Raw genomic sequence first — 12,462 nt, 5'->3', positions numbered from 1 at the left:
CCCAGCAATCCTGAAGGATGCCAAGACCCTGGGGCCGCTTCGCAGCCCTTTCGCGGCGCAAGGCCGCTCCTACAGGGACCGTGTCCGGTTTAGCGGCCTTTGAAACGCGTCACGTTGTCCTTTACTGCGGTGGCGGCAAGGTCCAGGCGTTCGCCGCTGCCGGCGTCGAACAGCAGCACTCGCGCCGGGTCGAACTGCAGGTTGAGGCTGTCGCCGACCCGGCATGCCACATCCGGCGCCAGGCGGCAGCAGACCTTGGTCTGGTTGAGGGTGACGAACACCAGCAAGTCCGGCCCGGTAGGTTCGGTGACCTGCACTTCGGCGCGGATGCCCGGCAGGCCATTGCCCTGCTCCGCGCCCAGGGTGATCTGCTCCGGGCGCACGCCGAGGATGATCTCGCGGCCTTCCAGCTCGTCTGCCGCCGCGCCCAGCGGCAGCTCGCAACGCGCCTGGCCGCTGTCGAGCAGCGCCAGCACGCGCCCGTCCTGCCGGGTCAGGCGCACCGGGATGAAGTTCATCGGCGGCGAGCCGATGAAGCTGGCGACGAACAGGTTGGCCGGATCGTTGTAGATCTGCTGCGGCGTGCCGAATTGCTGGATGATGCCGTCCTTCATCACCGCTACCTTGTCACCGAGCGTCATCGCCTCGATCTGGTCGTGGGTGACATACACCGTGGTGGTTTTCAGGCGCTGGTGCATCAGCTTGATCTCGGTGCGCATCTCCACCCGCAGCTTGGCGTCGAGGTTCGACAGCGGCTCGTCGAACAGGTAGATCTTCGGCCGCCGCGCCAGCGCCCGGCCCATGGCCACGCGCTGTTGCTGGCCGCCGGACAGCTGCCCCGGTTTACGCTCGAGCAGGTGCTCGATCTGCAGCAGCTTGGCGACTCGCGCCACCTCTTCGTCAATAGCGGCCTGGGGCATCTTGCGGATCTTCAGGCCGAAGGCGATGTTGTCGCGCACGTTCATGGTCGGGTACAGCGCGTAGGACTGAAACACCATGGCGATGTCGCGGTCCTTGGGGCTCATGCCACTGACGTCCTCATCGTCGATGAGGATCGCCCCGCCGCTGATGCTCTCAAGGCCAGCGATGCAGTTCATCAGTGTCGACTTGCCGCAGCCCGAGGGGCCGACCAGAATCAGGAACTCGCCGTCCTTGATTGCCAGCTGGATATCCTTGAGCGTGTCCGGCAGGCCCACACCGTAGGTCTTGTGCACATTGCGAAGTTCGAGTGTTGCCATGACTTACCCCTTGACCGCGCCGGCGGTCAGCCCGCGCACGAAATACTTGCCCGCGACCACGTAGACCAGCAGCGTCGGCAGCCCGGCGATCATCGCCGCGGCCATGTCGACGTTGTATTCCTTGGCCCCGGTGCTGGTGTTGACCAGGTTGTTGAGGGCCACGGTGATCGGTTGCGAGTCGCCGCTGGAGAACACCACGCCGAACAGGAAGTCGTTCCAGATCTGGGTGAACTGCCAGATCAGGCAGACCATGATGATCGGCGTCGACATCGGCAGGATGATCCGCCCGAAGATGGTGAAGAACCCGGCGCCGTCCAGGCGCGCGGCCTTGACCAGGGCATCGGGGATGCTCACGTAGTAGTTGCGAAAGAACAGCGTGGTGAAGGCCAGGCCGTACACCACGTGCACCAGCACCAGCCCGCTGGTGGTACTGGCCAGGCCCAGCTTGCCGAGGGTGAACGAGGCCGGCAGCAGCACGGTCTGGAACGGCAGGAAGCAGCCGAACAGCAGCAGGCCGAAGAACAGTTGCGACCCACGGAAGCGCCACATCGACAGCACATAGCCATTGAGCGCGCCAATCGCGGTGGAGATCAGCACCGCAGGCACAGTGATCAGGATCGAGTTGACGAAGTAGCCGCTGACCGTGGTCCACGCCTTGCTCCAGCCAATGGCGGTGAACGCAGTCGGCCAGCTCAGCAGGTTGCCGCTGCCGATGTCCTCGGGGGTCTTGAAGCTGGTCAGCAGCATCACCACCAACGGCACCAGGTACAGCAGCACGGCCAGCAGCAGCACGGCGTGGATGGCGATACGGCTGAGGTTCAGTGCGGGTTTGTCGGTCAGGCTAGTCATGGCGTTTGCCCCGCAATTCGGAATACAGGTACGGCACCAGGATCGCCAGGATCGCGCCGAGCATCAGGATCGCGCTGGCCGAGCCCATGCCCATCTGCCCGCGACTGAAGGTGAACGAGTACATGAACATGGCCGGCAGGTCCGAGGAATAGCCAGGGCCGCCGGCAGTCATCGCCGCCACCAGGTCGAAGCTCTTGATGGCGATGTGCGAAAGGATCATCAGCGAGCTGAAGAACACCGGGCGCAGGCTGGGCAGCACCACGGTCCAGTAGATGCGTGGCAGGCTGGCGCCATCGAGCTGGGCGGCGCGGATGATCGACTGGTCGACACCGCGCAGGCCGGCGAGGAACATCGCCATGATGAAGCCCGAGGCCTGCCACACGGCGGCGATCACCAGGCAGTAGACCACGCGGTCGGGGTCGATCAGCCAGTCCAGGCGAAAGCCTTCCCAGCCCCAGTCGCGCAGCAGCTTGTCCAGGCCCATGCCGGGGTTGAGCAGCCACTTCCAGGCGGTGCCGGTGACGATCATCGACAGGGCCATGGGGTACAGGTAGATGGTGCGGATGAAACCTTCGCGGCGGATGCGCTGGTCGAGCAGCACGGCGAGGAACACGCCGATGGCCAGGGTGATGCCGATGAACAGGCCGCCGAACAGCAGCAGGTTCTTGCTCGCCACCCACCAGCGGTCGTTGTCGAACAGCCGGGCGTACTGCGCCAGGCCCGCCCACTTGTAGGTGGGCAGGAAGGTCGAGGTGGTGAACGAGAGGACGAAGGTCCACAGGATATAGCCGTAGAAGCCCACCAGGACGATGAACATGCTCGGCGCCAGCACCAGCTTCGGTAGCCAGCGCTGCAGCGCGTCCAGGGGGGAGGCCCGCAGGCGGGCAGTTGCTGTGGTCATGGTTCAGATCTCGTTTCGAGAAAGGCAGATAACCGTGTAGGAGCGGCCTTGCCGGGGCGCCGGACCGGCCGGAAAGGGCCGCAGCGCGGCCCCGGCAACAACTGGAGAGGCCAGGGGCCGCTATGCGGCCCTTTCGCGGCACGAGGCCGCTCCTACACAGGCGCCTGACTACTTGGCGGCGTTGACTGCGGCGGCCAGCTTCTTCGCCGCATCCGCAGGATCGGCCTTCGGATCGTTGATGTAGTTGGTCACCACATCGAAGAACGCCCCCTGCACCGCCAGCGTGGTGGCCATGTTGTGCGCCATGCTCGGTTGCAGGCCGCCGGTCTTGGCGTCGGCCAGGAAGTCCTTGGCCGCGGTCTGGGCGCAGCTGTCGAAGCCATGCTTGCCCATGTCGGCGAGCATGTCGTTACGCACCGGGATCGAGCCCTTGTTGATGCTGAAGACCTTCTGGAAGTCCTCGCCCAGCACCTTGCGGGCAATGTCCTGCTGGCCCGCCGCGGTGCCCTTGTCCTTCTGCTTGAACACCACCAGCGAGTCGATGTTGTAGAGGAAGGCCTGGTCGGTGCCGGGGAAGGCCACGCACTGGTAGTCCTTGCCGGCGGTCTTCTTGGCCAGGGTCCATTCGCTCTTGGCCCAGTCGCCCATGATCTGCATGCCGGCCTTGCCGTTGATGACCTTGGCCGCCTCCAGGTTCCAGTCCTGGCCCTTGCCGTCAGGGTCCATGTAGGTGGCGACCTTCTTCAGCTCGGTGAGCGCCTTGACCATCTCGGGGCCGGTCAGGGCCTTTTCGTCCAGTTCGACCAGCGCTTTCTTGTAGCCTTCTACGCCCATTACCGAGAGCACCACGCTCTCGAACACGGTGCTGTCCTGCCACGGCTGGCCGCCGTGGGCCAGCGGGATGAAGCCGGCGGCCTTGAGCTTGTCGCCGGCGGCATAGAATTCTTCGAGGGTGGTCGGCGCCTTGTCGATGCCGGCCTTCTTGAACACTTCGGGGTTGATCCACAACCAGTTGATGCGGTGGATGTTCACCGGCACGGCCACGTAGTCGCCGTCGTACTTGACGGTGTCGGCGACCTTTTTGTCGAGCAGGCTGTCCCACTTCTCCGTTTTGGCCACGTCCTTGAGCACGTCAGGGTCGAGCAGGCCGGTCGCGGCCCAGTCCTGGATATCCGGTCCTTTGATCTGGGCCACGGCGGGCGGGTTGCCTGCCACCGCGCGGCTCTTGAGCACGGTCATCGCGGTGGCGCCACCACCACCAGCCACGGCACCGTCCTTCCAGGTGAAACCATCTTTCTCGACCTGGGCCTTGAGCACGTCGACGGCAGCTTTTTCACCACCGGAGGTCCACCAATGGACGACCTCCACGTTGCCTTTGGATTCGGCGGCATGGGCATTGAGCGAGCAGAGTGAGGCGAGGGAGATCGCAGCGGCGAGACGAAGCGTCGAATGCATGGGAATACCTTTATTGTTGTTATGCGAGGCAAGACTGTCGCTTGCATGGCATGGAGTGTAAGGAGCCCGCGTCCGTCGTCAGGTAACGAACGGATGCGCGAATGTCATCATCTGGTTACATAGCCAGGGACGTGGCCAGGCTCGGCGCCAGCGGCAGGCGCGGCAGCAGCAGGGCCTGGTAGGCGTGGTAGAGGTCGGGCTTGCCGCCCCAGATCCGTGCACTGGGCAGCAAGGTCGCATCGAGCTCGTGGTGCCAACTGCCGTGGCTGCGGTCGATGAAGTGGCTGGCGATGAAGTCCCAGAAGCAGCGATACCAATGTTCGTACTGCGCCTCGCCGGTACGCCGCAACAGGGCCGCGGCGGTGGCGCTGGCCTCGGCATGTACCCAGTGCAGGCGCTCGCGCACCACCGGGCGGTTGCGCCAGTCCAGGGTGTAGACCAACCCCGGCGTGCCATCGGCCTGCCAGGCATGCTTGCAGGCGCTGTCGAACAGCCCCCTGGCGGCAGGCAGCAAGGACTCGGGCGCAGGCAGTTGCGCCCGTTGCAGGGCCGCCTCCAGGTGCAGCACCAGGCGTGCCCATTCGAAGGCATGGCCGGGCGTGGTGCCGTAGGGGCGGAAGCCGTCGGCGGGGTTGTCGCGGTTGTAGTCGGGCAATGCCTGCCAGTGCTCGTCGAAATGCTCGGTGACCCGCAAACCATCGGCGGCGACCTGGGCCAGGATCAAACGCTGCACGATGCGCAGCGAACGATCCAGCCAGCGCACGTCGCCGGTGACATCGGCCAGGGCGAGAAACGCCTCGACGCCGTGCATGTTGCTGTTGGCTCCACGGTAGGTCTCCGCCTGCCGCCAGTCGCGGGAGAACGACTCGCGCAGGGCGCCCTCCTCCTCGCACCAGAAGTGCTGCTCGATGACCCGGAGCACGGCATCCAGCAGTGCCTGGGCCTGTGTGACACCCGCCACCACCGCCGAGCTGGCGGCAAGGGCGACGAAGGCATGCAGGTAGGCGGCCTTGCCGGTGTCGCCGTGGCCTTCGGGCTGGGCGTACCAGCCGTCGTGCTCCTGGTCGCGCAGCGGGCCCAGCAGGGCCTCGACGCCATGCTCGACCAGCTCGCGGCAACCCGGAACGCCCTGGATATGCGCCAGGGCGAAGCTATGCGTCATGCGCGCGGTGTTCATGGTCTCGGCCAGGGCGCAACGGGGCAGACGGCCTTCGTCGTCGAGGTTGCCGAACCCCTGGGGCAGGCGCGAAGCCCTGGCGAAGGCGAGCAGGCGCAGGGCCTCGGCGTCGAGCCAGGCATGGTGTGTCGGGGAGTCGATCCAGCGGTTGGCCATGGGCATGGTCTTCCTTGTTGTTGTCAGCCGATTCTAGTCAGCCGTCCTGGCTGGCATGTCACGAAGACTGGCTCGATTGTCACCACATCGTTACATCGAAGCCTTTATCGCGGGGCAAGCCCGCTCCCACGCCGGCCGCGCATGTTGGCGTGGGAGCGGGCTTGCCCCGCGATAAGGGCTCATTCGGCTGTACGCGGCAGGTACAAGGTCACCCGCAGTCCACCCTCACGCAAGTTGAACAGGCTCACCTCGCCGCCATGACTGTGGGCGATGTTGCGCGCGATCCCCAGTCCCAAACCGTACCCCTGCTGCTGCCCGGCCAGCCGGAAGTGCGGCTCGAACACCTGCTCCAGGCGCTGCTCCGGCACCCCCGGCCCCTGGTCGTCCACCTGCAGGACGAAGCTCTCGGTACTGTCGAGAATCCGCAGGTGCGCCCGCTCGCCGTACTTGATGGCGTTATCGATCAGATTGCCGATGCAGCGGCGCAGGGCCAGCGACTTGCCGGGATACGGCGCCAGCGCCTGTCCCTCGAGGGTGATGCGGCCGTCACCGAGGTAAGGCTCGGCGAGCATCTCCAGCACCTGGTTGAGGTCGATCGGCTCGATGTTCTCGTGAATGTCGGTGTCCTTCACGCACTGCAACGCCCCTTTGACCAGCAGCTCCAGCTCGTCGAGGTCGCGGCTGAACTTCGCTTGCAGCTTCTCGTCCTCGAGCAGCTCGACCCGCAGGCGCAGGCGCGTGATCGGCGTGCGCAGGTCATGGGAAATGGCGCTGAACAACTGGGAGCGCTCGGTGAGGTAACGGCTGATGCGCTCGCGCATGCTGTTGAACGCCCGCCCCACCTCGACCACTTCACTGCCGCCGCCCTCGGCCACCGGGGCCACGTCGGCGCCCAGCGACATTTCCCGCGCCGCCCGCGCCAGGCGCTTGAGCGGCCGGCTCTGCCAGTGCACCAACAGGCCGATGAACAGCAACAGCAGGGCGGTGGTCATGGCGATGAAGCCGATCTGCTGGCGCGGCAGGCGCTCGGCCTCGAGGCTGGTGTAGGGCTCTGGCAACAGCGAGGCGATGTACAGCCACTCGCCCTCGCCCAGGCGGATCTGGGTCACCAGCACCGGCGGGTTGAGCGGCTCCAGGGTCAACGAGTAGTGCGCCCAGGAACGGGGCAGCTCATCGAGTTTCAGGCCGCTGTTGAAGATCCGCAGGTCGTCGGGGCTGACGAATTCGACGGAGATCTCCAGCTGCTGGCCCAGGCGCTCGTGCAACACCTCCTGGAACACGTCGATCACCGCCTGCTTGCGCGGGGTGATCGGCAGCACCGGCATCTCCAGCGGCTTGACGTTGAGCGAGACGAAGAAGCGCGTGCCGCCCATGCTGCGCAACTGGTCGAGGACCATGGGTCGGTAGGCCACCGGCAGCGAACGGAAGTAGCTGACGCTGGCACTCATCGAATGGGCCAGGCTGCCAGCACTGGCACGCAGGCCCTGCAGCTGGCTGGCGCGCAGTTGCGCCACCCAGATCAGGCTCGACAGCCCCTGGGCCAGCAACACCACCAGCAAGGTCAGCAGCAGCATGCGTCCCAGCAGCGAGCGCGGCAGCAGGCGCCAGCGGCGCTCGCTAGGCCGGGCAGACATTGGCCGCCAGCAGGTAGCCGCTGCCGCGCACGGTGCGGATCAGCCGAGGGGGTTTTTCCGTGTCGCGCAGGCGCTGACGCAGGCGGCTGACCGCCATGTCGACGATACGGTCCAGCGGCATCGGCTCGCGCCCGCGGGTGGCGTTGCCGATGGTGTCGCGGTCGAGGATCTGCTGCGGGTGGTCGAGGAACAGCTTGAGCAGGGCGAAGTCGGCGCCGGAGAGGATCACCTCCTCGCCATCGCGGTGGAACAGGCGATGGCTGATCGTGTCCAGGCGCCAGTCGTCGAAGGCCAGCACCGCGCTGGCCGGCGCCGCCTGGCCGAAATCGGCGCGGCGCAGCAGGGCCTTGATGCGGGCTTGCAGCTCACGCGGGCTGAAGGGCTTACCGAGGTAGTCGTCGGCGCCCAGCTCCAGGCCGATGACCCGGTCGGCCTCGTCGGAGCTGGCGGTCAGCATGATGATCGGCACCCGCGCCTGGCGCGGGTGCTGGCGGACCCAGCGGCACAGGCTGAAGCCATCCTCGTCGGGCAGCATCACGTCGAGGATCACCAGGTCATAGGGGTTGGCGTCCAGGGCGCGGCGAAAGCCCTGGCCATCAGGTTCGGCATGGACCTGCAGGCCGCAGCGGGCAAGGTAGGTCTGCAACAGTTCGCGGATGTCCTGGTCGTCGTCGACCATCAGGATCGATTTGCCGGCAGTGGTCACAGTGGTCAGTCCTCTTGTAAACGCAGATCTTCATGCCTGCTGTACGGGGCTGCCTTGCAGCCCTTTCGCGGCACAAGGCCGCTCCTACCGTTGATCGCGTTTCCCCTGTAGGAGCGGCCTTGTGCCGCGAAAGGGTCGCAAAGCGGCCCCAGCGATCAATGATCCAACGCTTGCTGCAAGGCCACCCCGGCCCCCAGCAACCCGGAAAACTCCGCGGTCACCAGCCATACCGGCACCCCGGCGAAATAACCACTCATGCAGCCCTTGTCGGCGAAACTCGCGGCGAATCCGCTGCCCAGGAACAACTCGGCGAAACGCGGAATCACCCCACCGACAATGTAGACCCCACCCCGGGCGCCCAGGGTGAGCACGTTGTTGCCCGCCACCCGCCCGAGGAAGCGGCAGAACTGCTCGATCACCGCCAGCGCCCGGGGCTCGCCGGCCAGGGCCGCGTCGGTGATCTGCGCCGGGGTCTTGTGCGTCGGCGTGGCGCCGTCGAGCGCGCAGATCGCCTGGTACAAGCGCACCAGCCCACCGCCACTGAGCACCGTCTCGGCGCTGACATGGCCGATCTGCCGGTGAATCTCCTGGTGGATCGCCGCCTCGCGGGCATTGCCCACCGGCAGGTCGACATGCCCGCCCTCCCCCGGCAGCGCCAGCCAGTGCTCGCCCAGGCGCAGCAGGCTGCCCACGCCCAGGCCGGTGCCGGGGCCGATCACCAGTGCCGGACGCGCCGGGTCGGCGAGGCCTGCGCAGACCTCGCGGAATTCACCGTCGCGCAGGCGGGTCATGCCCAGGGCCATGGCGGAAAAATCGTTGATCAGCAACAGGCGCTCGACCTGCAGCGTCTGGCAGAACGCGCTGCGGCTCAGGCGCCAGTGGTTGTTGGTGAAGCGGAATTCGTCGCCGTCCACGGGACCGGCCACCGCCAGGCACACCGCCGCCAGGCCGCCACGGGCGATGCTCTGGTCGGCGAGGTAGGCCTCGATGGCCTGCTCGGGGCTGGTGTAGTCGGCGGTGGCCAGCACCTGGACCGCCTGCAGCTCGTTGTCGCGCCACAAGGCAAAACGTGCGTTGGTGCCACCGATGTCGCCGACCAGCAAGGCCTTCATTTGAGGTTCTCCAGGGCCGAGGTGAAGGCGCTCGCGCCCTGTTCGGCGGAACTGAACGCCACGCGCATGAAGCCGAACAGCTCGCGCCCGCAGCCCAGGTCGTTGCCCGTGGGCGGCTCGGGCAGCTCACGGCTGGCCAGTTCCTCGGCCGGGACCATGATCCGCAGCGTGCCTTCGGCACCATCGACGCGCACGATATCACCATCGCGCACCCGCGCCAGCGGGCCGCCGTCGAAGGCTTCCGGGCACACGTGGATGGCCGCCGGGATCTTGCCCGAGGCGCCGGACATGCGCCCGTCGGTCACCAGCGCCACCTTGAAGCCGCGGTCCTGCAGCACGCCGAGGAACGGCGTCAGCTTGTGCAGCTCGGGCATGCCGTTGCAACGCGGGCCCTGGAAGCGCACCACGGCGACGAAGTCGCGCTCCAGTTCGCCGGCCTTGAACGCATCGGCCAGCGCCTGCTGGTCGTGGAACACCCGGGCAGGCGCCTCGACCACGCGGTGCTCAGGCGCCACCGCCGACACCTTCATCACGCCGCGCCCGAGGTTACCCTCCATGACCCGCAAGCCGCCCTCGGCGGAGAACGGCCGCGCCACCGGGCGCAGGATGCTTTCGTCGAGGCTGTCCTTCGGCCCTTCGCGCCACACCAGTTGGCCATCTTCGAGGAACGGCTCCTGGGTATAACGGCGCAGGCCATGCCCGGCCACGGTGTTGACGTCCTCGTGCAGCAGGCCCGCATCGAGCAGCTCGCGAATGAGGAACGCCATGCCGCCGGAGGCCTGGAAGTGGTTGATGTCGGCCTTGCCGTTCGGATAGACGTGGGACAGCGTCGGCACCACCTCGGACAGGTCGGCCATGTCCTGCCAGGTCAGCTGGATACCGGCGGCCTGGGCGATGGCCGGGATGTGCAGGGTGTGGTTGGTCGAGCCGCCGGTGGCGTGCAGGGCGACGATCGAGTTGACCAGCGCCTTTTCGTCGACGATCTCACCGATGGGCATGAAGTTGCCGCTGGCCTTGGTCATGCGCGTGACCTGGCGCGCGGCTTCGGCGGTGAGGGCATCGCGCAGTGGCGTGTACGGGTTGACGAACGAAGCGCCCGGCAGGTGCAGCCCCATCACCTCCATCACCAGCTGGTTGGTGTTGGCGGTGCCGTAGAAGGTGCAGGTGCCCGGGCCGTGGTAGCTCTTCATTTCCGATTCGAGCAGTTGCTCGCGGGTGGCCTTGCCCTCGGCGTAGCGCTGGCGCACATCGGCCTTCTCTTTGTTGGAGATGCCCGAGACCATCGGCCCGCCCGGCACGAAGATGGTCGGCAGGTGGCCGAAACGCAATGCGCCCATCATCAGGCCGGGAACGATCTTGTCGCAGATGCCCAGCATCAGGGCGGCGTCGAACATGTTATGCGACAGGGCGATGGCGGTGGACATCGCGATCACTTCGCGGCTGGCGATGGCCAGCTCCATGCCCGGCTCGCCCTGGGTCACGCCATCGCACATGGCCGGCACGCCGCCGGCGAACTGGCCGACCGAGCCGACTTCGCGCAGGGCCTGCTTGATCTGTTCGGGGAAGTGTTGGTACGGCTGGTGCGCCGAGAGCATGTCGTTGTAGGCCGAGACGATGGCCACGTTGGCGGCGTTCATCAGGCGTAGGGTCTGCTTGTCCTCGCCGCCACAGCCGGCCACGCCATGGGCGAAGTTGGCGCACTGCAGGCTGGCGCGCATGGGTCCGTCACTGGCCGCCCCACGGATCAGCTCAAGGTAGCGTTCACGGGTACGGCGGCTGCGGGCGATCAGCCGTTCGGTGACCTCAAGGATGCGCGGATGCATGTACTGGACTCCAGGCTAACTGTGGGGCGGCTTCACCAGGCCATTTCCCCTCCAAACGATTGCGACCTAGGCTCTAGAAAAAGGTGCCTGGACCGTTCGAAATGGGGCTGACCCGACCACTCGTTGTATGTTTAAACAAAATACTGCCAGCAAAAAGGCTTGTTTTCTATCTCTCGGTGAATAATCTTGTAATTCCAACAACAAAACCGTTTCAGTGAAGCTGCTCTTTGTGCCACAGGCTTCACCCGACTGCCAGAGGTAACGCCATGACCCTACGCATCGCCATCAACGGATTCGGCCGCATCGGACGCAACGTCCTGCGCGCACTGTACACGCAGGGCTACCGCCAGGACCTGCAGGTCGTCGCCATCAACGACCTGGGCGACAGCGCGATGAACGCCCATCTGCTCAAGTACGACAGCGTCCACGGCATTTTCGACGCCAGTGTCGAGGCCGACCACGAAAGCCTCACCGTCAATGGCGACCGCATCGCCGTCAGCGCCATCCGCAACCCCGCCGAACTCCCTTGGAAGACCCTGGCCATCGACGTGGTGTTCGAGTGCACCGGGCTGTTCACCGAACGCGCCAAGGCCGCCGCCCACCTGACGGCCGGCGCCGCCAAGGTGATCGTCAGCGCGCCGGCCAAGGGCGCCGATGCCACCGTGGTGTACGGGGTCAACCACGATGTGCTGCGCGCCTCGCACCAGATCATCTCCAACGCCTCGTGCACCACCAACTGCCTGGCGCCGATCGCCCAGGTGCTGCACCGCGAGTTCGGCATCGAGCAAGGCCTGATGACCACCATCCATGCCTACACCAACGACCAGGTGCTCACCGACGTCTACCACGGCGACCCTTACCGCGCCCGCTCGGCCACCCAGTCGATGATCCCGAGCAAGACCGGCGCCGCCGAAGCCGTGGGCCTGGTGCTGCCGGAACTGGCCGGCAAGCTCACCGGCATGGCCGTGCGGGTACCGGTGATCAACGTGTCGTTGGTCGACCTCACGGTCAACCTCAAGCGCGAGGCCAGCGCCGACGAAGTCAACCAGCTGTTCCTCGAGGCCAGCCGCCACTCGCGGGTGCTGGGCTATAACGCCCTGCCGCTGGTGTCGTGCGACTTCAACCACAACCCGCTGTCGTCGATCTTCGACGCCAACCACACCCGCGCCAACGGGCGCATGCTCAAGGTGCTGGCGTGGTACGACAACGAATGGGGCTTCTCCAACCGCATGCTGGACAACTGCCTGGCGTTGTTCAACGCCAGGTGAAGTCTTACGCGATCCCATGTAGGAGCGGCCTTGTGCCGCGAAAGGGGCGCGAAGCGGCCCCAGCAACTTCTGCATTCACATCGAAATCCTGGGGCCGCTTCGCGGCCCTTTCGCGGCACAAGGCCGCTCCTACACGGGTCGCG

10 protein-coding genes are annotated in these 12,462 nt (G+C 66.2%); 1 reads left to right on the top strand and 9 read right to left on the bottom strand.

All coding sequences use genetic code 11. The features are described from left to right. Positions 1-89: 89 nt before the first annotated feature. The 9 genes from VUG52_RS05400 to edd form a co-directional block, all read right to left on the bottom strand. On the bottom strand, positions 90-1,238 hold the full coding sequence (locus tag VUG52_RS05400) for an ABC transporter ATP-binding protein (protein WP_050704145.1): 1,149 nt from the start codon (positions 1,236-1,238) through the stop codon (positions 90-92). A gap of 3 nt (positions 1,239-1,241) precedes the next feature. Next, positions 1,242-2,087 carry a carbohydrate ABC transporter permease gene (locus VUG52_RS05395; RefSeq protein ID WP_262952362.1) on the bottom strand — a complete coding sequence of 282 codons (846 nt, stop codon included), beginning with the start codon at positions 2,085-2,087 and terminating at the stop codon, positions 1,242-1,244. After that, the gene (locus VUG52_RS05390; protein ID WP_050704143.1) at positions 2,080-2,988 is read right to left on the bottom strand and encodes a carbohydrate ABC transporter permease; all 909 of its coding nucleotides are present in this window, start codon (positions 2,986-2,988) and stop codon (positions 2,080-2,082) included. Before VUG52_RS05390 ends, VUG52_RS05395 begins: the two co-directional genes overlap by 8 nt. 168 nt (positions 2,989-3,156) lie before the next feature. Next, a complete protein-coding gene (locus tag VUG52_RS05385) occupies positions 3,157-4,443 on the bottom strand; it encodes an ABC transporter substrate-binding protein (RefSeq protein WP_331832523.1) in 1,287 nt (428 codons plus the stop codon). A gap of 115 nt (positions 4,444-4,558) precedes the next feature. Continuing rightward, positions 4,559-5,776 (bottom strand): D-mannose isomerase, encoded by a 1,218-nt coding sequence (locus VUG52_RS05380; RefSeq protein ID WP_052896246.1) that lies wholly within the window; start codon positions 5,774-5,776, stop codon positions 4,559-4,561. Between the two features lie 179 nt (positions 5,777-5,955). Then, positions 5,956-7,410, bottom strand: a complete 1,455-nt coding sequence (locus tag VUG52_RS05375; RefSeq protein ID WP_050704140.1) for an ATP-binding protein — start codon at positions 7,408-7,410, stop codon at positions 5,956-5,958. Continuing rightward, entirely contained in the window at positions 7,394-8,089 is a 696-nt protein-coding gene (locus tag VUG52_RS05370) for a response regulator (RefSeq protein ID WP_267967174.1), read from the bottom strand. Before VUG52_RS05370 ends, VUG52_RS05375 begins: the two co-directional genes overlap by 17 nt. 182 nt (positions 8,090-8,271) lie before the next feature. Further along, the gene (locus tag VUG52_RS05365; RefSeq protein WP_050704139.1) at positions 8,272-9,228 is read right to left on the bottom strand and encodes a glucokinase; all 957 of its coding nucleotides are present in this window, start codon (positions 9,226-9,228) and stop codon (positions 8,272-8,274) included. Then, on the bottom strand, positions 9,225-11,051 hold the full coding sequence (gene edd, locus VUG52_RS05360; protein ID WP_050704138.1) for a phosphogluconate dehydratase: 1,827 nt from the start codon (positions 11,049-11,051) through the stop codon (positions 9,225-9,227). Before edd ends, VUG52_RS05365 begins: the two co-directional genes overlap by 4 nt. A 266-nt stretch (positions 11,052-11,317) precedes the next feature. On the opposite strand from edd, the gene gap reads away from it, so the two are divergent. Then, on the top strand, positions 11,318-12,319 hold the full coding sequence (gap, locus tag VUG52_RS05355; RefSeq protein ID WP_050704137.1) for a type I glyceraldehyde-3-phosphate dehydrogenase: 1,002 nt from the start codon (positions 11,318-11,320) through the stop codon (positions 12,317-12,319). Positions 12,320-12,462: the final 143 nt, after the last annotated feature.

This window comes from Pseudomonas sp. LH21 (assembly GCF_036549575.1).
Classification (GTDB): Bacteria; Pseudomonadota; Gammaproteobacteria; order Pseudomonadales; family Pseudomonadaceae; genus Aquipseudomonas; species Aquipseudomonas peradeniyensis.
The sequence above is the reverse complement of the archived record's forward strand: the minus strand, read 5'-3'. Positions and strand labels throughout refer to the sequence as shown.

What these genes read in the sequence shown, in the direction of transcription:
- VUG52_RS05400 (WP_050704145.1), bottom strand. Translation starts at nt 1,238, where the DNA reads ATGGCAACACTCGAACTTCGCAATGTGCACAAGACCTACGGTGTGGGC.
- VUG52_RS05395 (WP_262952362.1), bottom strand. Translation starts at nt 2,087, where the DNA reads ATGACTAGCCTGACCGACAAACCCGCACTGAACCTCAGCCGTATCGCC.
- VUG52_RS05390 (WP_050704143.1), bottom strand. Translation starts at nt 2,988, where the DNA reads ATGACCACAGCAACTGCCCGCCTGCGGGCCTCCCCCCTGGACGCGCTG.
- VUG52_RS05385 (WP_331832523.1), bottom strand. Translation starts at nt 4,443, where the DNA reads ATGCATTCGACGCTTCGTCTCGCCGCTGCGATCTCCCTCGCCTCACTC.
- VUG52_RS05380 (WP_052896246.1), bottom strand. Translation starts at nt 5,776, where the DNA reads ATGGCCAACCGCTGGATCGACTCCCCGACACACCATGCCTGGCTCGAC.
- VUG52_RS05375 (WP_050704140.1), bottom strand. Translation starts at nt 7,410, where the DNA reads ATGTCTGCCCGGCCTAGCGAGCGCCGCTGGCGCCTGCTGCCGCGCTCG.
- VUG52_RS05370 (WP_267967174.1), bottom strand. Translation starts at nt 8,089, where the DNA reads ATGGTCGACGACGACCAGGACATCCGCGAACTGTTGCAGACCTACCTT.
- VUG52_RS05365 (WP_050704139.1), bottom strand. Translation starts at nt 9,228, where the DNA reads ATGAAGGCCTTGCTGGTCGGCGACATCGGTGGCACCAACGCACGTTTT.
- edd (WP_050704138.1), bottom strand. Translation starts at nt 11,051, where the DNA reads ATGCATCCGCGCATCCTTGAGGTCACCGAACGGCTGATCGCCCGCAGC.
- gap (WP_050704137.1), top strand. Translation starts at nt 11,318, where the DNA reads ATGACCCTACGCATCGCCATCAACGGATTCGGCCGCATCGGACGCAAC.